15 protein-coding genes are annotated in these 23,479 nt (G+C 41.5%); 11 read left to right on the forward strand and 4 right to left on the reverse strand.

What is annotated here, in order from left to right; all coding sequences use genetic code 11:
- On the reverse strand, positions 1 to 2,436 hold the full coding sequence (locus tag AACW45_RS33930; protein ID WP_190630214.1) for a hypothetical protein: 2,436 nt from the start codon (positions 2,434 to 2,436) through the stop codon (positions 1 to 3).
- A 1,591-nt stretch (positions 2,437 to 4,027) separates the two neighbouring features.
- On the opposite strand from AACW45_RS33930, the gene AACW45_RS33935 reads away from it, so the two are divergent.
- Positions 4,028 to 4,936 carry a polysaccharide deacetylase family protein gene (locus tag AACW45_RS33935; RefSeq protein ID WP_190630216.1) on the forward strand — a complete coding sequence of 303 codons (909 nt, stop codon included), beginning with the start codon at positions 4,028 to 4,030 and terminating at the stop codon, positions 4,934 to 4,936.
- 385 nt (positions 4,937 to 5,321) lie between these two features.
- Here the strand turns inward: AACW45_RS33935 and gltB are convergent, their stop codons facing one another.
- The gene (gene gltB, locus AACW45_RS33940; protein WP_190630218.1) at positions 5,322 to 10,022 is read right to left on the reverse strand and encodes a glutamate synthase large subunit; all 4,701 of its coding nucleotides are present in this window, start codon (positions 10,020 to 10,022) and stop codon (positions 5,322 to 5,324) included.
- 727 nt (positions 10,023 to 10,749) lie between these two features.
- Between gltB and AACW45_RS33945 the strand changes: the two genes are divergently transcribed.
- The 9 genes from AACW45_RS33945 to AACW45_RS33985 all read left to right on the forward strand — a co-directional run bounded on the left by AACW45_RS33945 (position 10,750) and on the right by AACW45_RS33985 (position 20,297).
- Positions 10,750 to 12,777, forward strand: coding sequence for a phosphodiester glycosidase family protein (locus AACW45_RS33945; protein WP_190630220.1), 2,028 nt, complete (start codon positions 10,750 to 10,752; stop codon positions 12,775 to 12,777).
- A gap of 282 nt (positions 12,778 to 13,059) precedes the next feature.
- Positions 13,060 to 13,488 (forward strand): phosphomannose isomerase type II C-terminal cupin domain, encoded by a 429-nt coding sequence (locus tag AACW45_RS33950; RefSeq protein ID WP_096645624.1) that lies wholly within the window; start codon positions 13,060 to 13,062, stop codon positions 13,486 to 13,488.
- Between the two features lie 222 nt (positions 13,489 to 13,710).
- Positions 13,711 to 14,058: a HesB/IscA family protein gene (locus AACW45_RS33955; RefSeq protein ID WP_190630222.1), complete on the forward strand. Its 348-nt coding sequence runs from the start codon at positions 13,711 to 13,713 to the stop codon at positions 14,056 to 14,058.
- A gap of 121 nt (positions 14,059 to 14,179) precedes the next feature.
- Positions 14,180 to 14,563, forward strand: a complete 384-nt coding sequence (gene rpsL, locus AACW45_RS33960) for a 30S ribosomal protein S12 (protein WP_086687982.1) — start codon at positions 14,180 to 14,182, stop codon at positions 14,561 to 14,563.
- 384 nt (positions 14,564 to 14,947) lie between these two features.
- Positions 14,948 to 15,418: a 30S ribosomal protein S7 gene (rpsG, locus tag AACW45_RS33965; RefSeq protein WP_096645622.1), complete on the forward strand. Its 471-nt coding sequence runs from the start codon at positions 14,948 to 14,950 to the stop codon at positions 15,416 to 15,418.
- A gap of 138 nt (positions 15,419 to 15,556) precedes the next feature.
- Entirely contained in the window at positions 15,557 to 17,635 is a 2,079-nt protein-coding gene (gene fusA, locus AACW45_RS33970; RefSeq protein WP_190630224.1) for an elongation factor G, read from the forward strand.
- A gap of 22 nt (positions 17,636 to 17,657) precedes the next feature.
- On the forward strand, positions 17,658 to 18,887 hold the full coding sequence (gene tuf / locus AACW45_RS33975) for an elongation factor Tu (RefSeq protein WP_190630226.1): 1,230 nt from the start codon (positions 17,658 to 17,660) through the stop codon (positions 18,885 to 18,887).
- A 175-nt stretch (positions 18,888 to 19,062) separates the two neighbouring features.
- A complete protein-coding gene (gene rpsJ / locus AACW45_RS33980) occupies positions 19,063 to 19,380 on the forward strand; it encodes a 30S ribosomal protein S10 (protein WP_010998474.1) in 318 nt (105 codons plus the stop codon).
- Between the two features lie 266 nt (positions 19,381 to 19,646).
- Positions 19,647 to 20,297, forward strand: coding sequence for an LON peptidase substrate-binding domain-containing protein (locus tag AACW45_RS33985; RefSeq protein WP_096645619.1), 651 nt, complete (start codon positions 19,647 to 19,649; stop codon positions 20,295 to 20,297).
- Between the two features lie 102 nt (positions 20,298 to 20,399).
- On the opposite strand, the gene pheA is transcribed toward AACW45_RS33985, so the two are convergent.
- Positions 20,400 to 21,269, reverse strand: coding sequence for a prephenate dehydratase (gene pheA, locus AACW45_RS33990; RefSeq protein WP_190630228.1), 870 nt, complete (start codon positions 21,267 to 21,269; stop codon positions 20,400 to 20,402).
- 939 nt (positions 21,270 to 22,208) lie between these two features.
- Here pheA and AACW45_RS33995 point away from each other — a divergent pair.
- Complete coding sequence (locus AACW45_RS33995; protein WP_190630230.1) at positions 22,209 to 22,796, forward strand: DUF1997 domain-containing protein; 588 nt, start codon at positions 22,209 to 22,211, stop codon at positions 22,794 to 22,796.
- Here the strand turns inward: AACW45_RS33995 and AACW45_RS34000 are convergent.
- Positions 22,783 to 23,472: a ribonuclease HII gene (locus AACW45_RS34000; RefSeq protein ID WP_190630232.1), complete on the reverse strand. Its 690-nt coding sequence runs from the start codon at positions 23,470 to 23,472 to the stop codon at positions 22,783 to 22,785. The genes AACW45_RS33995 and AACW45_RS34000 overlap by 14 nt on opposite strands.
- Between the last annotated feature and the right edge of the window lie 7 nt (positions 23,473 to 23,479).

Raw genomic sequence — 23,479 nt, forward strand, 5'->3', positions numbered from 1 at the left:
TTAAAAATGAATTATTGGTAAAAATTTCATAATATTTGTTACTGTTTTTAAAGTTTTTAGTTCCGGAATATTGGGGTTTAATTTTTCTGCGATCGCTAATTTGGGTTCTGCTTGTCTTGGTTGAAAATCATATAAATAAACAAAAGCTAAATACAGCCACACATAGGGATTTTTTGCATCATATTTAGTTAATTCTGTCAAATTTTCAATTAATTCTGGAACTTTCCGCTGTAAAAGTTCTGCCAACACTAAAGTATAGCGCCAATTGAGGTTACTTGGTTCATTTTTTAGGCGATAATTAGCAGCTAATTCAATTTGATTTAAATAATCTTGCGTAGGATCGTATTGATTGAAGTTATCTATCTGCACAAAGATATTATCTAGTTTCCCCTTTTGTAATTCTAATGCTATTTGTGACATCTGAGAAACTAAATCTAAAGCCGGTGCTTTATCGATTTTTCCTTTATTTGTAACATTTACAGTAGTTGGCGGAATATTTAAAGGTGTCACTTTACCAGTTCTTCTATCTAAATACTGTGCAGAAAGTTGATATTCTCCTAATGCTAATCCTTGAGGAATGAATGTAGAGATATTCTCAGTTACCTGAAAACTTCCTTGGGGATGACATTTAACGCCACAATATAAATTACCCAAGCCAATAGCGCGATCGTGATACCAAGATGATTTGTCATGCTGCCATTTTAAGAGTAATAAGCCATGTTGCAAATCATCCCATTCACCAGTTATTTGATAACTAACTGGGTTATTTTGTCCGACTACTAACTGATTATTACTGATTACTGGCTTTAAATTAATTTCCGAATTAACATTATTTACTTTCTCAACGACTACATCAGGATTTACTCTTTTATATAATCTTAATTTATCTCCACTTGGTAATACCCAATCAGCCTGTAATTTTAAATCAGGATCGGATTCTACTAAAGCTTTAAATTTGCGTTTCGTCTCTCCCCGTTCTCCTGGTTCATCTGGTTCATTATCTTTAGTGACATACCAAGGAAAGTATTTTAAATCTTGTTCTACTTGCGATAATTTCATCGTCACTTTCCTACCATAGACGCGAAAATCGGCTAAGGTACCAAAATAATCTAAAGTAAATTCATTAACTTGGGATGTAGATACAGGAATTACCCCTAAAGTTGATCTGAGATATGGATTAGTTTGATTAATCTTATCGATTAACTGCGCTAGAGGATATTTTTTACCTTCATCACTGGGTAAATGTTTTCCTCCCCATGCTTGAATGAGCGGTAAAGGAAATAAATTATTAAGTAAAATTATCCCACTTAACCCAATCGCTATTAATCTGACTTTATCAAAATGTTTATTATCTATTAAGTTAAACCAATAAGCTAAAATTAAGCTGATGATGGGAAATAAAGGTAAAATAAATCGCACATCTTTATTTGTCCCCAGAGAACAAATAATATAGCTACTTAATAAGTAAATGATTAACCAATTTATACCTGATGTAATTCTTGGCTCTTTAGCTTCCTGATGCGCAAATTTATATTTAATTACATAAACTAATAAAATCCCCATACTCACAAATAATATTGGAAAACCAACAGTTTCCGGTAACATTTGCGGATAAACTAACCAACCAGCAAGCGTAGTCACTGGTGGATCTCCCTCATTTTTACCAACATTATTCGCATTGATTGCAGAGGTAATAATCGTTAACCAATTTAAACTATACCAAGAGCCACAAATTAACCAAGCTGTAATTACAGATAACCCAGTTTGCAGCAACTTAATGTATTTATGCTGGCGGATAAAGCTAATTAATAACAAAACAGCAGGAATTAACAGAAAAATAAACCCTGTCGGTTTTGCTAGCATGATTAACCCAATACCCAATCCCAAAGCTAGGGTTAATAGCCAAGATTTAACACCACGAGTATAATCTTGCCAAATCGTTAAGATAGTGAAAGTAAGGGTAACAATTGCCGTTAAACCATAATCTAATAAATAATCAGTCCGCATAATTCCCAAAATGGGAAATAATAAGCAAAATAAACTCGCGGTGATACCTATTTTTGAACTTTTAAATAAATAATTAGCTAAATGATAGACTGTAATTATAATTACAGCGCTATATATTAAATTAACTAAACTCGCTTGATCGTAACCTTTACCAAATAAGAAAAAAAACGGTACTGTACAAATATAGACAAAAGGAGCGCGATAACTTGGCGTGAGCTTCCACAGAGATAACCACCAATCACCTGAGAAAATGTGGATATTCTGAAAAATTCGATAATGATGTAATGCTGTGGTTAAATGGGCGCTTTGATCGTAAGATGGAATGGATTCATCTAGAAAAAACCATAATCTATCTATAATTAACCCAGTTAACCAGATTAAAAATAGTATTAAATAATCTTTTTTAAACCGAGTAATTGAATAATTCATAGTTTATTTATATCAGTTAAGTTTAAAACCTAAAAAGATGATATTTTATGATTGCAACTGACAATATCATATTGGAGTGTAGATGAATTCTCTGGATGTTGTTCATAGAGTTAATCTTATTACGCAACTTGCCTATAGGACTCATATTTGATTTTTGAAAAAAAGTAAGTACACTTTTATTTCTTCTTCCCTGTTCCCCGTTCCCCCTTCCCTGTTCCCTCCCTACGCAAATAATTTCAGGAATCAAAGCGGATTCCTATAGTTGATGCAGTTGACTAAAAGTTGCTCTCTATAGCCATCCTAAATCATTGGTAAGATTTACAAACTCTCAGTTTTTCCTCTTACCCTTGGCGTACTTGGCGTACTTGGCGGTTCAATAAGAAAATATTTTCACAACTCAGATAAGATTGCCATATATGTCAGCATAATACTGAGTGCTATATTAAACTTTTTACATTTAGCGATCGCTACTTTGATTCGGATGCAGAAGTTTCAAGTACAGCAGTTACTTAACTTACTCATCTATGTTCAAACAACAAAATCTTTACACCGTATAGCTCTTTGAACTTTGTAAAATTAACATCAGTACCAATCAAGAGTTTAATCTGCTATTTTTCAGTTGCCATAGAATTTATATTGATTTTTATCAAAACATGCTATAATAGCAGCCAACTTTAAAATTATATCTAAGTAAATATGCGGTTAAAAAAGTATTGTATTTATTAAAATAAATGCTGACTAATGAATATTGTTTATGGTAATAAATAATTAGTGTGATTTGGGTAGCTCTAATAATTGTTTGCTATTGGCACCAACTAAATCATGGCTTAATAATTTAAGTAGTGTTAAGGTATTATTTTCACCCTGAGAAATCAAATACCAATGACATTTTGGTTGGTCAACCACTAAAGAGTATCTAAATTAACTACTCAATTAGCTTGATCGATGGGAAACTATATCTTAGTAAATATAGTCTCTCTACTCTATGGAAGATAAGGTTAATAGTCTACTAGTTGAAAATTTAACTTTTTCTTAAAAAAGAAAAATCAACTGTCAACAGTACAATATACCTAGTCGTCTAACAAAACTGAATAATTAGTACAATGCTTTTGCTTAGATATTTCTAAACAAGCTAATTAGTTAGCTGATAGATTTGCCAAAACTTCAGGAATTAATCTGCCTAAGTTCAGTATAGGTCAATGGTTTCCTAATTTATCAACTAATAAGCAAGAGGTCTCGGACAATTTAGTTCTGTTATTAACATAATTTGCATAAATTGCAGTAAATCACCTAGTTTTACTGTTGACTAATTGTGCTGACTAATTATGATGAATGCAAGTTCAAAGCCTTAGGTATTTATGAGTTGACATAATTACCTAATATCGTGTATGTATCGGTTTTCTGGAAACTAGAGAACCTGGATTTCATTGTAATTTTTTACATATATGACTAATCACGAAATTTCTGTTAATCTTGATTAAAAATTTCAAGAATAGCAGTAATTATTACTGTATCTAATTGTGTAAAAAGATATCTGGTAACGTACTGCCATGTACGTGTTTGAAGGTTTGACCCTTGAAGGAGCTATGAAGTGGAAAATCATAAGTCGTTTTTTTGGCCGCAAGGACTATTAATTGCGCTGGTTGCTTTAGTTAGTAGTTTTAGTCTGGGCTTGATGTTGCTTGTTAAACCAAATACCTCAGAAGCACAGAGTCAGCAGAGTATAAATGAAATCGCTACATCTGCTAAAGCTGGGACTCAAGCAAGGATTGAAGGTTTAAGAAGCACAATGCTGACAATTTGGCAACAACAAGCCTCAGCTAAAGGGTTTGCTTATGCTGTACCACAAAGTTTTCTCGGTGCAACCATTGAATCAGCGAAACTCAGTCCAGATAAGAAAGTGATTGCGCTGACTTTTGATGATGGCCCTTGGCCGGAAAGCACTGCACAAGTACTAGATATCTTAAAAAAGAATGATATCAAGGGGACATTTTTTGTCGTTGGACAGAACGTCAAAAATTTTCCCGATTTAACAAAGCGAGTAGTAGCTGAGGGTCACACGATCGCCAACCATACTTGGCATCACTGGTATCATCACATGAATCCCCAAACTGCGGCTTATGAAATTGAGAATACCACTAGCTTAATTTATCAACTTACAGGGGTGAAAACTAACTTATTTCGCCCACCAGGAGGCAATATGCGCAATGGTGTAGCGGCTTACGCCAGAAATAGCAAATACGCTATTATCATGTGGTCTTCTGACTCTAAAGATTATTCGCGCCCCTCTGTGCCAAACTTAGTCAATAATGTCTTTAGAACCGCTAAACCTGGGGGAATTGTACTCTTGCATGATGGTGGTGGTAATCGTTCCCAAACAGTGGCGGCTTTACCAACTATAATTGAAAACTTCCGCAAAGAAGGCTACAGCTTTGTCACTGTTCCAGAACTCTTAGAAATGCAAGAAAAAGAACAAAAAATAGCAGCAAATAAAAAGTGATTGCTCAGAGACGCGATGAACCCTTGTCTGTACAATTGTCATTTGTCATTGGTTACAATCTCTTGACCTTATTTAGCGGATTACAACTTTCATTAATTCTCTGCGTACCTCTACGCTTCCCTTTGTGCCCCTTTGCGTTTAAATTTCAACCCTCAATTAGCCGTTGAGTTACTATTTGATTTTGAAATCATGATCTTAGGGTGAAAATAATCTGTAGTTCATTCTGCAAACCAAATAAAACCCTAGAGATTTTTCCCAAATCTGCATAAATCTAAAATAAAAATCAAGGGACACAGATAAATTGATATTTACCTGTGTCCCTTTTTAATTTGATATTCACAATAGTTTGTAGCCAGAAACTTAGTCCTGACTACAAACTTAATCCCTAAACTGCACTCAATTGTTTAATTTGAGGATTAGCTTCTGGGCTATCAGCCTCAGAAGGTGGTACTAATTGCCAGAATTTAGGTAAGTATTCTTGCCAATTTTGCAGAATTAATTTTGCTTTAGGCGAACCAGTGCGATCGCAATGTGTTTGAATTAATTCTTTGAGTTGTTTCTCACCTGCTTCGGTGCTAACTCGTTGAATCTTGACAATATCCTTGTTCACTAATTCGGGGAAGGAACCATCTTCATCTAAGAAGTAAGCTAATCCACCTGTCATCCCCGCCGCAACGTTGCGTCCAACTTTACCAAGGACGATAATTACACCACCTGTCATGTATTCGCAGCAGTGATCGCCAGCGCCTTCAATCACGGCGACACCTTTGGAGTTACGCACCGCAAACCGTTCTCCGGCTAAACCGTTGGCGAATAACACGCCACCGGTAGCACCATAGAGACAGGTATTGCCAACAATGACGTTTTGTGCTGGGTCATAGCTAGCATTAGCTGGGGGTTTGATGATGATTTCACCACCATGCATCCCTTTACCTACATAGTCGTTGGCTTCGCCTTCGAGACGGAGAATCATACCGGGTAGGTTGAAAGCGCCAAAACTTTGCCCCACACTACCTTGGAAGTTGAGATGAATTTGTCCTGCGAAGCCGCTATCACCGTATTTAGATGCGATCGCGCCGGATAATCTCGCACCCACGGTTCTATCGGTGTTGACTATTTTCACGGTTTTGGAGATTGTCGATTGATGACGAATCGCCGCTAAAATGTCTGGATCGGCGAGTAATTCATCATCGATCACTGCACCGTTGCTGTGAACTTCTTCATGCACCAACCAGCTACGATTTTCTTTGGTATCTGGTAACTGAAGCAAGCAGTTGAGGTTGATTGATTCGGTTTTGGTGAGTTTGATGTCTTCGCGCATTTTCAATAAGTCTGCGCGTCCAACTACTTCCGATAGGGAACGGTAACCTAGCTTCGCCAACAGACTGCGCACTTCTTCGGCGATAAAGTAGAAGAAATTCACAACATGTTCAGGCATACCGGAGAAGCGCTTGCGGAGTTCTTCTTTTTGGGAAGCGACACCTACAGGACAGTTATTTGTATGGCAAATCCGCGCCATAATACAGCCTTCCGCAATCATGGCGATGGAACCGAAACCAAATTCTTCGCCGCCCATCAAGGCACCAATGAGGACATCCCAGCCACTCTTGATACCGCCATCAACACGCAGAATTACGCGATCGCGCAAACTGTTCTCCATGAGTACGCGATGAACTTCGCTTAATCCGAGTTCCCACGGTGAACCAGCGTGTTTAATCGAACTCAATGGTGAAGCACCTGTACCGCCATCATGACCGGAAATTTGGATGATATCGGCGTTAGCTTTCGCTACACCTGCGGCGATGGTACCAATACCGATTTCTGCGACTAACTTCACAGATACCTGGGCTTTCGGGTTAATTTGATGCAGGTCAAAAATTAACTGGGCCAGGTCTTCAATGGAGTAGATATCATGGTGCGGTGGTGGGGAAATTAAGGTGACACCAGGCTTGGAACGCCGCAACATGGCGATATAAGGACTTACCTTTGGCCCTGGTAATTGTCCGCCTTCCCCTGGTTTTGCACCTTGAGCAATTTTAATTTCAATTTGCTGGGCGCTGGCTAGGTAACCGGGTGTCACACCAAAGCGTCCGGATGCTACTTGTTTAATTGCACTGGAAGCTGTGTCACCATTCTTTAATCCCTTGAGGTGGGGAAGGGTGGGCGAATGACCAGATTCATCCACATCATCCAAGACGTTGTAACGGACTGGATCTTCGCCACCTTCGCCGGAGTTAGATTTACCGCCGATGCGATTCATGGCGATCGCTAAAGTTTCATGGGCTTCTCTAGACAACGCACCTAAAGACATTCCCCCAGTACAGAAGCGTTTGACAATATCGCTAACTGACTCGACTTCTTCTAAAGGAATGGATTGGCGATCGCTTTGGAAGTCTAACAAGTCACGTAAGGCGGTGACTGGGCGATTTTGCAGGTGTTGTTTATAAACTTCGTAATGGTCGTATTGCTTCCCATCTACAGCTTTATGCAATGCTTTGGCTAGTTCGGGGCTGTTCATGTGGTATTCGCCGCCACGACGATACTGCACAAAGCCTAAGTTTTCTAATTTCTTGGTTGTCAGTTCGGGGAAAGCTTTGTGGTGGAAGGAGAGAATTTCCTGCGCCAATTCACTAACACTCAAACCACCGATGCGGGAAGCTGTACCTTTGAATCCGAGTGCTAATAAATCGCCACCAATACCGATGGCTTCAAAGATTTGGGCTGCTTGATAGCTGGACAGCAGAGAAATTCCCATTTTCGAGAGAATTTTCAGTAAACCAGATTCTACAGCTTTGCGATAATTGGCGATCGCTTGTTCTAAGGTAATCGTCGCAATCTGACCTCTGGTCATAAATTGCTGTGTCTTTGGATCTGACCACCAATCGCGGACGGTATCTAAAGCCATGTAAGGACAAACAGCACCAGCACCATAGCCAATCAAACAGCCAAAGTGATGGGTACTCCAACATTGGGCTGTATCGACAATCAGCGAGGCTTTCACCCGCAAGCCTTGACTAATTAAGTGATGGTGAACTGCACCAACTGCTAACAGAGGGGGAATATAGCTGTATTCTGCGCCTAAGGGAGAGCGATCGCTCAATATCAAAATTTTTGCACCCGCCCGCACTGATTCCGCCGCTTTAGCTTGTAATGACTCCACGGCTGCTTTTAAGCCTTCTGGCCCGGAAGCAATTTCAAATAATGTTGATAATTCCGCCGTTGCAAAGCCGGAAAGTTTAATCGCCGCTAATTCTTTTTCTGTGAGTACGGGCGAATCGAGTTTGATTCTTTTCGCATATTCTGGCTTGATTTCTAATAAGTTACCCCGTTCGCCCAGTTCCACCTTGAGAGACATCACTAGCTTTTCTCTTAAGGGGTCAATCGCCGGGTTAGTTACCTGCGCAAAGCGCTGTTTGAAATAGTCATACAGCAAGTGGGGTTTTTCTGACAACACCGCCAGAGGAATATCATCACCCATACAGAAGGTGGGTTCTGAACCTTGCATCGCCATTGGTTGAATCACCATTTCCACATCTTCTGTGGTGTAACCAAAGGCTACTTGATGTTGTAGCAAGGTTTGTCTATCTATTGTCTTTTCTGGGGTGATGTGTCCGTTGTTATTAGCAACATGCCCATTGCCATTACTATTCGCTACACCATTTCCATTACCATTGGTACTTCCCAAATGACCGTTTACCAATGTCTTTAGGTCTTGACGGTGCTGTTGCAACCATTCCCCATAGGGGTGCTGCTTCGCAATCCGTTGTTTAATTTCCCAATTTTTTAGCACTTCATTGGTAGTCAAATCCACGGCAATCATTTGCCCCGGGCCGAGTCTACCTTTTTCTACGATGTTTGCTTCAGGGAGATCTACTACACCAGCTTCGGAAGCAACGACGATGTAATCATCTTTAGTGATGACGTAACGTGCAGGTCTTAAACCGTTACGATCTAAGGTTGCGCCTACTTTTTGCCCATCACTAAATACCAATAGTGCTGGGCCATCCCACGCTTCTTGCAAACCACTGTAATATTCGTAAAAATCGGTAATCTCTGGATAATCTTGCAAAGAAGGCTGATTTTGATAAGCTTCGGGAACTAGCATCATCAAACCTTCTAAGGGGCTACGTCCCGATCGCACTAAGAGTTCGAGGACGTTATCTAATGTAGCTGAGTCGCTATTGTCAATATGCACTAAAGGCTTGAATTCTTCAATGCGATCGCCCCAAACTGGATGGGCTAAAGTCGCTTCCCGCGCCATCATCCAGTTGATATTGCCTAACAAAGTGTTGATTTCGCCATTATGACCCAACAACCGCATGGGTTGAGCTAAAGGCCATTTAGGCATGGTATTGGTGCTAAAGCGGCGGTGATAAACAGCAAAAGCACTTTTATAAGCAGGATTTTTTAAATCTAGATAAAACTCTCCCAATACCGCCGAACGCACCATTCCTTTATAAACAATTGTGCGACTCGACAAGGAGCAGATATAAAAGTCTTCGGAAATGCTTTTAGCAACTTTAAAAATCCGCCGCCGGGTAATATATAGCGCCCTTTCTAATTCTTCACCGCTTATCGCCGCAGATAAAAAGACTTGTTCTATTTGGGGTTGATTTTCTTTCGCTTGTATCCCTAAAGTATCTGGCTGTACGGGGACTACTCGCCATCCCAATACAGTTAATTTTTCTTCAGCCGCAATTTTTTCTACCATTACCCGCGATTTTTGCGCGGCTTCGCTTTCTTGCGGTAAGAAAATCATCCCTACTGCTAAATTGCTGGTAGAGTTAGATTCTGTCCCCCTGGGGATATAGTCTTGGAACAACTCCCAAGGTATAGCAGTCAATATCCCTGCACCATCCCCTGAATCTTGATCGGCACTACAACCACCCCGGTGTTCTAAGCAAGTCAAAGCTGTTAAAGCTTTGTCCACAATTTCGTGGCTGGCAGAATTTAGGCGATGGGCGATAAACCCAACACCACAAGCATCTCGTTCCTCAACTAACCACCTTTGTCCTTGGTAATTACCCTGTGAGTCAGTATCTGAAAATGTCATATTCTGCACTTGCTTCCTTGGTTGATTATTCATAGACTGTTCCTGAAATCCTGAGTTACGAATTTTGCTGCTGCTTGTGAGAAAAACTTCTCAACCTTGAGCAATGGGGGAAAAATATCAACACCGAAATTTAGGGGAAAAATTTAACTTCGGTTCTATATATTAGGTTTACCCGTGTTAAAATATTCGCGTTATTTTTATGTGTTTATGCTGAGTTAGCTAAATTACTTTTCAACTATTAGCTTTATATTTATATCGTGAAGCTAAGTGTTTTCTCAATTCTTTTCCCGATGACAGTGATTTTTCAGGTAAAGGTAGTTATTACCAACCTGACAGCAAAGTTGCTGAAGTTACCTGAATACAGTCAGAAAATTCAGCCTATTCCACTATATGCCCATTTGACACTTCCTAAATATTGCTCTTGGTATCTAAAATTTTTGTTGATTTTATTGATTGCCACTGGCGTCACTACTAGCTATACCTCACTCAAGTAGCAACAGTAGCAAACATCGGTGAGGAGGGAATAATTCAATCCAGCATTAATTACCATGACGATTGTCTTGGGCTGCTGAAAGTGCCAGTTAAAACACTGAGTTGCAGTAGTTTTATGAAGAAATGGTTATTTTCGTCTACAAGAGATAACGAGCCATTATATATACTATCACTTTTATTTCCAACTCAGCTCGTGATTGTTTAATAATTCTGCATCATAAGTGAACCTATATCTTGGGTGAACACTTTTCCAAGTATCTCGTAAATAATGTTAAAAATGCCGAATTGCGATCGCCAAAAATACAGTTACGCTATTGTCAACCAGGGTTATAGCAGATGGTTTCTGACTTATATCTCACCTGTAGTTGTTACGGCACTGTGTTTATATACTACCAGTCTTACCAGGGCCCAAGAGATACCAACAAGCAATATCCCCGCACCAAATGTAAAACCAGAGGTTTCTACAATACCCGGATCTGGGGGTATCATCTATGGCAATCAAATTTCCCTGAATGGTCGGACTGTTGCAGGCGCTTGGTTACAGCGTCCGGGAAACGCAGATCAACCGACAATTTACATCAGTGACGGCGCACTCCGGCAATTAATCGGAGTGGATTTATTAAATACTAACAATCCTGTCGAACAACCAATAGATTGGTTTTCACCCACTAACACCCAAATTTCTTTAAATGCTTGGCTGCAAAGAGGATACCGCTATTTAGATATTACAAATTTAGTGCAGACAGCAGGATGGCAAATCCAAGCCAATGGCAACATTTTGGTGATTTCTACCCCTACTGCCAATGTCAGAGAAATCTCACAAAATCAAGAAAGTTTTGGCGTTAGCGAAGCTCCTCCAAAGGAGGCTCGTTTGATTGTAAATCTCGATCGTCCCGCACCTTGGCAAGTTAGACAAGAGTTACCCGTTAAAAGTCCTCAAGATCCAGATACGCCAACGGCTAAACCTGCTAAAATTCCCAATCGCATCTGGAAAATCACCATCGATGGGATAGCCGATCCAGCTTTAATACAACGGTATAGTCCCTTACCGCCAGCGCCATTACCAGATCCATTACCAGCACCATTACCAAATCCGCTCAAACAGTTATTACCTGCACCAGAACCTTTGATTAAGCAAGTGGAGGTAGTCAACAATCAAACAGTCATTAGTTTGAGCATTCCTTTTGGGATGTCACCCAGAATTACTACTGTTGCTAACCCCAATCGCCTAATCGTTGATGTGCGACCGGATGCACTAGTAGCAAAAGATATTACCTGGGCTAGGGGATTACGATGGCGACAGCAGATAATTAATTTAGGTAAAGAACGCTTTCCAGTGGTTTGGCTAGAAATTAATCCCCGCGCCTTTGGATTAACCCTCAAACCCATTCGCAGCAATCCCAATGCAGTAGAAGGAACAGCGCCTTTACTGCAAATCGCACCGAGATATTCAGCCGCAGCCGCCATTAATGCTGGTTACTTTAACCGCAATAATCGCTTACCTTTAGGTGCAATTCGCCAAAATGGTCAATGGATATCCGGGCCGATCTTAAACCGAGGCGCGATCGCTTGGAATGATGCCGGAGAATTTTACTTTGATCGCCTCACCTTACAAGAAACATTAACAACAGCGAATAATCTGCGATCGCCAATATTATTCCTTAACAGTGCCTATATTCAAAGCGGTATAGCCCGTTACACTCGGCTTTGGGGACAGTCTTACACCCCCCTTTCAGATAACGAAATCATCTTGACAGTCCAGAAAGAGCAAGTTATCACTCAATTACCGGGTGGTAAAGCTGGGCAAACAAGCTTTCCTATTCCCCCTGATGGCTACCTGCTTGTTTTTCGAGGTAACGCTGTCAATACTGCTGCCCAATTACCAATAGGTACCGTACTAAACATTACTAGCACCACAATTTCTAGTGAATTTAGTCGTTATCCCAACATTATCGGTGCAGGGCCGCTACTCATCAAAAATCGTCAAATTGTCCTTGATGGTAAAGCCGAAAGATTCAGTGATGCCTTTATTGCGGAAAAAGCAATTCGCAGTGGTATCTGTACCAATAGTACAGGTCAATTGATGATTACAGCCACACACAACCGTGCAGGCGGCCCCGGCCCAACTTTAGCGGAACATGCTCAACTCATGCAACTTCTAGGTTGTGTAGATGCTCTCAATTTAGACGGTGGCAGTTCCACCAGTCTTTATCTAGGTGGGCAATTGCTTGACCGTTCCCCTAATACTGCTGCCCGCGTCCACAACGGTATTGGTATTTTCTTGGAACAAAAGTAAGGAATTGGGCATGGGGCATTGGGCATGGGGCATTGGGCATTGGGCAAAAGTCAAATAGAATTCTTAATGCGCGAATTTTGAATTTTGAATTTTGAATTGTTTGTCCCCCCTCTCCCTCCTCTGTGCCTACTCAACACATTTCCTGCACTATATTTTTCTCTTTGTTATGGTAGGCAAGGTACGACTCAATTCTTGATGTTCGCAACTACACGGTAACACCAGAGTTCTCATCAATGGTTCTTAGAGTACAGACGGTTTTTAATGTCTTTAAATGAGGTTACTATGGTTCAAATTTCCGAAACAACCCAAACTAACACTCTTCCTTTACCTTCATCTGTGACTTCTAGAGGCGTTGCAGCTACAGAATTACGCCCTTGGGGTTCTTTCACAGTGTTGGAAGAAGGACGAGGATATAAAATTAAACGCATTGAAGTTAAGCCAGGACACCGCCTCAGCCTGCAAATGCACCATCACCGCAGCGAACACTGGATTGTTGTTTGTGGTACGGCTAGGGTATTGTGTGGCGATCGCGAAATTTTATTAACCAATAATCAATCTACCTATGTACCTCAGTGTACAGCCCACCGTTTAGAAAACCCTGGTGTGATTCCCTTGGTTTTAATCGAAGTCCAAAATGGCGAGTACTTGGGCGAAGACGACATCATTCGCTATCAAGATGATTACGCCCGCACTGGCGAACAAAGTCGCTAAATCCTCTTAAATTAAAATTATTTCCACTCATCCCATCTGCTTGTCGGGTGGGATTTTGCGTTATGGTTAGTTGTCAGTTGTTAGTTGTCAGTTGTTAAGAAGGCAATAGTCGTTTTCTTCTCAATGCCCAATGCCCCATGCCCCATGCCCCATGCCCGATGCCCAATGCCCCATTCTGTAATACTCTAAAGATCGGGTTGAAAATGTCTCAAAATAAGTTTTATGATTCAGTTGAGTCCCGCAGCTGCCAGTGAAATCAGGCGGCTAAAATTAAAACAGCCACAAAATGTTTTATTTCGATTAACAATTAAGTCTGGTGGTTGTTCTGGCTGGTTTTACGATTTGTCTTTTGATGAAACCGTCAAAGTAGGCGATCGCACTTTTGACCTCAATGGCATTCCCTCAGTAATCGATGGCGATAGTTTAAAATATATTAATGACTTAACAGTAGATTATTCAGAAGATCTCATGGGTGGGGGCTTTCGCTTCCAAAATTCTCAGGCGATCGCTATTTGTGGTTGTGGAAATTCTTTTGAAATGAATCCAGAATCTATAGTCAATCATCAATAATTCAGAACATTCCCAGACCCAAAAATCCCTCAAAAATACCAATTGACATGAAATCCTAAAAAAAGTTATAATTAGGATTTGTTAAAACTTAGACCCTAAGCAGCTTCACGCGCTGTAACTCATGCCAACTATACAGCAGCTCATACGTAATGAACGCGAAAAAGCGCGTCAGAAAACCAAGTCTCCCGCTCTGAAGCAATGCCCCCAACGCCGGGGTGTATGTACCAGAGTATACACGACTACTCCTAAAAAGCCTAACTCAGCCCTCCGCAAAGTGGCAAGAGTCAGGCTAACATCTGGATTTGAAGTCACAGCTTACATTCCAGGTATCGGTCACAACCTCCAAGAACACTCTGTTGTGATGATTCGCGGTGGTCGGGTTAAGGATCTCCCAGGCGTGAGATACCATATTATCCGTGGCACCTTAGATACAGCCGGGGTCAAAGACCGCAAGCAAGGACGTTCCAAATATGGAACCAAGCGTCCCAAAGAAGCGAAAAAATAGTCACTAGGCGGTTAATCGCATCAAAATATACGATTAATCGTCTGGTTGCAAAAGACGCACCGAACAAAAAAAGGCATTCGCCGCAGCATTAGTTATACTTCTTTTGTCTGTGTCAACAAATCAAGTTTTGCACTAAGCGAGCAAGTGTCAAAACTTTTGACCAGAATCTAAAGTAAAGTGACAGCAACGCTTTAATCTAGATATTAAGGTTTATTACTGTTGTCGCCTTGTTTATCTGAAGTCGGGTAACAAGTGAATTAGGTTGACCTGGCTGCATCTGTAAAAGAAAAATTCAGGAAGTTTGAGCGGCGGTTCGTACCGCTTTTAGTTTCCGGTGTCTGATAGCATATAATTTCGTTGCCAAAACCGAATTAAGGGTGAAGTATGTCTCGTCGTGGTGTTAGTCAAAGGCGCCCAGTTCCGCCTGACTCAGTTTATAATAGTCGCCTAGTTAGCATGATAATGCGGCGCATAATGCGTCATGGAAAAAAATCACTAGCGGCACGCATCGTTTATGATGCCATGAAAACAATTGAAGAACGCACTGGTAATCCAGCGTTAGAAACCTTTGAAAGAGCAGTGCGCAATGCAACGCCTCTAGTAGAAGTCAAAGCCCGCCGAGTAGGTGGCGCTACATACCAAGTACCAATGGAAGTGCGTTCCGAACGGGGTACTACCCTAGCACTACGTTGGCTGGTACAATTTTCTCGTTCTCGACCCGGACGTACAATGGCAGGCAAATTAGCCAATGAGTTAATGGATGCAGCCAACGAAACCGGAAATGCTATTCGTAAGCGGGAAGAAACACACCGCATGGCAGAAGCCAACAAAGCCTTTGCTCATTATCGTTACTAAATCCAAAAGCGGTATATCGTGTATCTGGTAACGATATATCGCGGGTTTCAAAAAAAAGACGGTTTTCCGTAAAAGTATAGAATCTTAACAAAGAGTAATATACAAGATATCATGAGGCGAAAACTATAGGAGGCTACTGTGGCACGCACGATCCCGCTAGAGAGAGTACGCAATATCGGCATTGCGGCGCATATAGATGCGGGCAAGACAACAACAACAGAGAGAATATTGTTTTACTCTGGGATAATTCATAAGATTGGCGAAGTCCATGAAGGAACCGCCGTCACAGACTGGATGGAGCAAGAGCGGGAAAGAGGAATTACCATCACCGCAGCAGCTATCAGTACCAGCTGGAAAGATCATCAAATAAACATTATCGATACTCCAGGTCACGTTGACTTCACAATCGAAGTTGAACGCTCCATGCGTGTGTTGGATGGTGTAATCGCCGTGTTCTGTTCTGTAGGTGGCGTACAACCCCAGTCAGAAACAGTATGGCGACAAGCAGATCGCTATAAAGTACCGCGCATCGCCTTTATCAACAAGATGGATCGTACAGGCGCGAACTTCTATAGAGTTCACGAGCAAATGCGCGATCGCTTGCGAGCTAACGCCATCGCCATTCAACTACCAATTGGTGCTGAAACTGAATTTAAAGGTATCGTTGACCTGGTACGGATGCGTGCCTATATTTACAACAACGATCAGGGAACAGATATTCAGGACACTGAAATTCCCGAAGATTTGCAACCGCAAGCAGCAGAATACCGAGCCAAACTCATCGAAGCAGTAGCAGAAACCGATGACGATTTGATGAATAAGTACTTCGAGGGCGAAGAACTTACAGAAGCGGAAATTCAAACTGCTCTGCGCAAAGGAACCATCGCGGGTACAATTGTGCCTGTGCTGTGCGGTTCAGCCTTTAAAAATAAAGGCGTACAGCTGATGCTGGATGCGGTTGTAGATTACCTACCAGCACCAATTGATGTACCCGCAATTCAAGGTACATTACCCAACGGCGATACCGTTGAGCGTCGTGCTGATGATAACGAACCTTTGTCAGCTCTGGCATTCAAGATTATGGCTGACCCATACGGTCGCCTAACCTTTGTGCGCGTTTATTCAGGTGTCCTGAAGAAAGGTAGTTACATTCTCAACGCGACCAAGAATAAGAAAGAACGGATCTCCCGCCTCGTAATTTTGAAAGCGGATGAACGACAAGATGTCGAAGAAATGAGGGCTGGAGACCTAGGTGCAGCGTTGGGTTTGAAAGATACCCTAACAGGTGACACCATTACTGATGAAGGAGCGCCAGTAATTCTGGAATCTCTATTCATCCCTGAGCCTGTAATCTCGGTGGCGGTTGAACCCAAAACCAAGAATGACATGGATAAATTATCCAAGGCACTGCAATCGCTTTCAGAAGAAGACCCGACCTTCCGCGTCCACGTCGATCCTGAAACCAACCAAACAGTGATTGCAGGGATGGGAGAGCTACACCTGGAAATTCTGGTAGACCGGATGTTACGTGAATTTAAAGTGGAAGCAAATGTGGGTGCGCCCCAAGTAGCTTACCGCGAAACAATTCGTAAAGCAGTCTCCAAAATCGAAGGTAAATTTATCCGCCAAAGTGGTGGTAAGGGTCAATACGGTCACGTAGTGATCGATTTGGAACCAGGCGAACCAGGAAGCGGCTTTGAATTTGTTTCTAAGATTGTGGGTGGTGTCGTACCGAAAGAGTACATCGGCCCCGCAGAGCAAGGAATGAAAGAATGCTGCGAATCTGGGATTTTAGCTGGCTATCCGCTCATTGATGTCAAAGCTACATTGGTAGATGGCTCTTACCATGATGTAGACTCTTCAGAAATGGCTTTCAAAATCGCCGGATCTATGGCGTTGAAAGAAGCAGTAACCAAAGCTTCGCCTGTCCTGTTAGAGCCTATGATGAAAGTCGAAGTCGAAGTTCCAGAGAACTTCCTGGGCGATGTCATGGGTGACCTCAATTCCCGTCGCGGACAAATTGAGGGTATGGGATCTGAGCAAGGTCTTGCTAAAGTGACTGCTAAAGTCCCATTAGCAGAAATGTTTGGCTACGCCACCGATATCCGGTCTAAAACCCAGGGTCGGGGCATCTTCTCAATGGAGTTTAGCCACTACGAAGAAGTGCCTCGCAACGTGGCTGAGGCAATCATCGCTAAAAGCAAAGGGAACGCTTAATTAAAAAAGGAAACGAGCATTCATGGCACGCGCAAAGTTTGAACGGAATAAACCCCACGTTAACATCGGTACTGTTGGCCACGTTGACCACGGTAAAACAACATTAACAGCAGCTATCACCATGACCTTGGCGGCTCTGGGCCAAGCAGTAGCTAAAGGCTACGACCAAATCGACAACGCACCCGAAGAAAAGGCGCGGGGTATCACAATCAACACAGCTCACGTTGAGTATGAAACCACTGAGCGCCACTATGCTCACGTAGACTGTCCCGGACACGCTGACTACGTGAAAAACATGATCACTGGTGCAGCACAAATGGATGGAGCCATTCTGGTAGTAGCTGCTACCGATGGCCCTATGCCCCAAACCCGCGAACACATCCTGTTAGCAAAACAAGTAGGCGTTCCCAGCTTGGTTGTCTTCTTGAACAAAGAAGACATGATGGAAGACGAAGAACTGTTGGAACTAGTGGAATTAGAATTGCGGGAACTGCTTACCAGCTACGATTTCCCTGGTGATGACATCCCCATTATTAGAGGTTCTGGTCTGCAAGCTTTGGAAGTAATGACCAAGAGTCCTAAGACCCAACGCGGTGAAAACCCCTGGGTAGATAAAATCTACGCCTTGATGGATGCTGTAGACTCCTACATTCCTACTCCTGAGCGTGATGTAGATAAGCCTTTCTTGATGGCAGTAGAAGACGTATTCTCCATCACAGGTCGTGGTACAGTTGCTACCGGACGGATTGAACGGGGTAAAGTCAAAGTTGGTGATAACGTTGAATTAGTAGGCATTAGAGACACTCGTAACACTACCGTAACTGGTATCGAGATGTTCAAGAAGAGTCTCGAAGAAGGTATGGCTGGGGATAACGCAGGTGTACTACTGCGGGGTATTCAGAAAACTGATATTGAACGGGGAATGGTAATTGCCAAACCCGGTTCAATTACACCTCACACTCAATTTGAAGGTGAAGTATACGTTCTCAAAGAAGGAGAAGGCGGCCGGAAAACTCCATTTTTCCCTGGCTACCGTCCCCAGTTCTATGTACGGACAACTGATGTAACCGGCACCATCACAGCTTTTACCTCCGATGAAGGCGGCGCAGCAGAAATGGTAATGCCAGGCGATCGCATCAAAATGACTGTAGAATTGATCAACCCAATCGCGATTGAGCAAGGGATGCGCTTTGCAATTCGTGAAGGTGGTCGTACCATCGGTGCGGGTGTTGTTTCTAAGATTCTCAAATAGCAACACCGTTTGTAGCTCTCATTAAAAAGGAGCAGAGATAGCACAATCATTCTCTGCTCCTTTATCTTCCCTTTGTTGAAAGGATTGGCAATTGGGAATGGAAATATTCGTTTCCCAGTCCCCAGTCTCCAGTTCTTTCTAGTAACTTAACTAACCAGAACCTAGAAAACTAAAGATGGCAACTCTACAGCAGCAGAAAATTAGAATCCGCTTACAAGCTTTTGATCGTCGTTTATTGGATACATCTTGCGAGAAGATTGTAGACACCGCTAACCGCACCAACGCTACAGCTATTGGGCCTATTCCTTTACCGACAAAACGTAAAATCTATTGTGTATTGCGATCGCCTCACGTAGATAAAGATTCCCGAGAACATTTTGAAACTCGCACCCATCGCCGGATCATTGATATCTATCAACCTTCTTCTAAAACAATTGATGCGCTGATGAAGTTGGATTTACCATCAGGTGTAGATATCGAAGTTAAGCTTTAAAGTCAAAAGTCTATAGTTAAAAGTCCATAGTCAAAAGTCCATAGTCAAAAGTCTATAGCCATTAACCTTGACAAATGACACATGACCAATGACCAATGACCAATGACCAATGACCAATGACCCTTGTATTCACATTGACATTGCCCTGATGTAATCTACCTCAGGGCTTTTTAATTAGCATTCAAAACAAATGATAGAATAAAAACAAATTACGGGAGAAGCAGAGTACTTTAAATCTTAGAGATTAACTTTATACCAAAGTAACTATGACATCCTCATCTAGAATTGCAGTTCGCGAACTACCTGTGTTCCCGTTGCCTGATGTAGTTCTTTTTCCCAGCAGACCATTACCTCTGCACATATTTGAATTTCGCTACCGAATCATGATGAACACGATTTTGGAAAGCGATCGCAGGTTTGGTGTTTTAATGGTCGATCCAGTCAAAGGAACCATTGCTAATGTTGGTTGCTGTGCAGAAATTATTCATTATCAGCGACTGCCAGATGACCGGATGAAGATGTTAACTTTAGGTCAGCAAAGATTCCGTATTTTAGAATATGTGCGCGAAAAACCTTACCGCGTAGCTTTAGTTGAGTGGATTGAAGATCAAGCACCAACCAAAGATTTACGGCCTTTAGCGTCTGAAGTTGAACAACTGCTGCGTGATGTTGTGCGTCTTTCCGCCAAGTTAACAGAACAAAATATTGAATTACCAGAAGATGTCCCCGATTTACCCACAGAATTATCTTATTGGGTAGCTAGTAACCTTTATGGGGTAGCCGCAGAACAGCAATCATTGTTAGAAATGCGAGATACTGCTGCTCGTCTAGAACGGGAATCGGAAATCTTAACTTCTACTAGAAATCATTTAGCAGCCCGGACTGTTCTCAAAGACACATTTAACCAAAAGTTATAGAGCAATAGCAAACCATAGCATTGCTGAATCAGGGCGATGAGGAAAACTTTCTTAAGGTATGGCGTGTAAAAATAATCAATGCCCCATGCCCCATGCCCCATGCTAAATTTCTATTGGCAGAATATTATAGCTACCAAAAATTTTCAGGATTTCTGTGTAGCTGTTTAATTCTGCCAAAGCAGATTGCATTTTCGGTGTATCCGCATCTGCTTCTAAATCCATGAAAAATAAATATTCTCCCAGAGATCGCTTTGTGGGACGAGATTCAATCCGACTGAGGTTGATGTTTAATTGTGCAAATATCTGCAAAGGTTTGACAAGTGCGCCGGGTAGATTAGCAGGTAAACTAAAAGCCAGGGATGTATGAGTCCGACTGGTTAAAGATTTGTGGTATGAATTGTCTGTTTCACCTTGACTGATTACCCAAAAGCGCGTGCAATTTTCTGGACGATCGTTGATACCTGTAGCTAATGTGGGGAGATTGTAGAGTTCAGCTGCTCTCATAGATGCGATCGCAGCTGATGTAGTATCTTCTTTAAGTAACTTTAATGCTTCCGTGGTCGAATTGCTAGGAATTAGCTGTACGTTTGGGAGAAACTGCTCTAACCATCCTTGACATTGTGCTAAAGCTTGTGGATGTGAATAAACAGTTTTGATTTCATCTAAACTAGTAGCGCAAGAAATTAAAGTATGAGTAATTGGTAATATCAGCGCTAACTGAATTCGCAAACTATCCAACATCCACAGCGCATCCATTGTCATGGTGACGCTACCTTCAATGGAATTTTCTACCGGTACAACTGCTAATTGAGTATTTCCTTGGGCAACAGCTTGGAGTGATTGGGCAATGCTAGGATAAGGACATAAAGTAGCTTCAATTCCTGTAGTTTGCTTTAACCAGTTAGCATAAATAACAGCTGCTTGCTCTGCGTAAGTACCTGGCGGGCCTAAATGTGCGATGGATAATGTCATGTTTTTAGCTGTAAAATGCGATTTGAAGTGATAACTAGGGTGAGAAGGGACTTGCAAGTAAAAAAATATTCCCGAAGTTATTGTTCACGGTTGAGTGTTGACTGTTAACAGTGAAACGTCAACAGTCAACGACTTGAATGGAATATATTTATTTTTTAGAGTTCCCGAAATTCAATTGTAATTTGTCAGTATTTAATAGGACTTACACATTGACAAAAAATGCTCAACATTGATGTTCTGGTACATTTTAAATAGCCGGGGATAGTGCTACATATATTATTTATGACTGAAAACTGGCTAGAATGAATTTGATTTGCTAAACTCCTATTAACAATAAAATACTGGACGAGAGTAAGGATTTTTACTAAGGGATTTCCAAATAAAAAAATATTCCAATCATTACAGCAATTTTCAGGTAAATAGGCAACACTGTAGGGGCACGGCATCCACAATCTTCTCATATATACAATAATTTTACTGGTGCCGTGCCCCTACTACGATTGTGGTTCAAATGCATGAAAACTGCTGTAACTTACCAAACCCGCAACTCGTAGGGGCGGGGTTACCCCGCCCCTACAATTTGGCATAATTTATTTTTTGGAGTTCCCTAAGGGTAAATTAGGTTGCCAAAACTATTTTCAACAAATAGATAATTCTTAACCTGTGATTTAATCTTGCACTGGATTAATGAGTAATTTTACTATTCATTAATCATCAGGCTTTACATAGTTTATCTATTTTGTCAATCATTAATTTCAATGACTACGCATATATTTTTCTATCTAAAGATAGTAATCAGATTATCAAGTTTTTACCCATAAGCGATAGTTTTTTAGCAACAATTATTTTTATAATCAAATAAGTTTAAACTTTTTACCAGTCAATTTAATTTTTTTAAAGAACTAAAAAGATTAAATGACAAATTATATATAACTACCCATGACGACCCAGTTTACTGCTTCTCAATCGGTGGAAATAGTTATTCCCAAGCAGCCTATTCCCATTCAGCACTACTTGCGTCAACCCCAGCGACTAGTTTATGCGTTGGTGGATAATAATCGCATTCAGCAAATCTCTGAAGAAGTATTTCGTTTGAAAATGCGTCCTTTGAGTTTTATGTCACTCAGTATTCAACCTACTGTAGACATGAGAGTATGGGCAGATTCCCAGGGAACTCTTTATTTACGTTCTGTAGGTTGTGAAATTCTGGGTGTTGACTATATTAATCAACGCTTTGCGCTGAATTTAAAAGGCTATCTCTCTCCATTACAACACAATACAGAAACTCATCTACAAGGCAAAGCGGATTTAGCAGTACAGGTAGAATTACCACCACCATTTTGTTTTACTCCTAAACCAATTTTAGAAGCTACTGGTAATGGTTTACTCAAGAGTGTGCTGTTGACTGTCAAGCAAAGATTGCTACATCAATTGTTGGCAGATTATCGTCGTTGGGTGAGCGTCCAAACAAAAGAACAAGGACTGAGCGATCGCACTGGAGAATTACCAATTCTCAATCCGGAATAAACGTCTTTTCTCTACATGAGATTTGACAAGGACGAAAAGATTTGCGGTGCAGGGGCGAAGGCCCGTATTTTTGCAGAGCTAGTAAATGTTTTTGGCTACCATAACCCTTGTTACTTGTGAGGTCGTACATGGGGTATTTTGATGCTAGACGCAGCACCAAATCGTCGCGCCAAACTTTAGCCACTATACTAGCTGCGGCTATATTTAGCGATCGCTCATCTCCCTTAACGATTGTTTGTTGTGGTAGCAATAAGTCTTTGATTGACTGATTACCATCAATTAAGCACAAAGCAGGCTGTACCTTCAATTTCAGCACAGCCCGCTTCATTGCCAACAATGTAGCTTGCAAAATATTTAGGCGATCGATTTCCGCAGTGGTAGCGAAGCCAATTTTCCAGTCTATTGCTAGGGTACAAATTTGCTTTGCTAGTTGCGCTCTGCGGGAACTAGACAGCTTTTTACTATCGTTAATTTTAGCTGCGATTAGTTCCGGCAAAGCAGCAGCAGGTAGTAACACTGCTGCTGCAACTACAGGGCCAAATAACGCCCCTCGCCCCACTTCATCTACACCCGCTATGGCTGAAGTACCTGAAAAGTCAGATAACTCCAGCCAATTGAATGCGCTGGGGGATGGTACGGAGCAAATATCTGCAGCAGCTTGTCTGGTTTTCACCATACTTAGA

Origin of the sequence: Calothrix sp. FACHB-168 (genome assembly GCF_963889195.1) — a bacterium.
GTDB lineage: Bacteria > Cyanobacteriota > Cyanobacteriia > Cyanobacteriales > Nostocaceae > Aulosira > Aulosira anomala_A.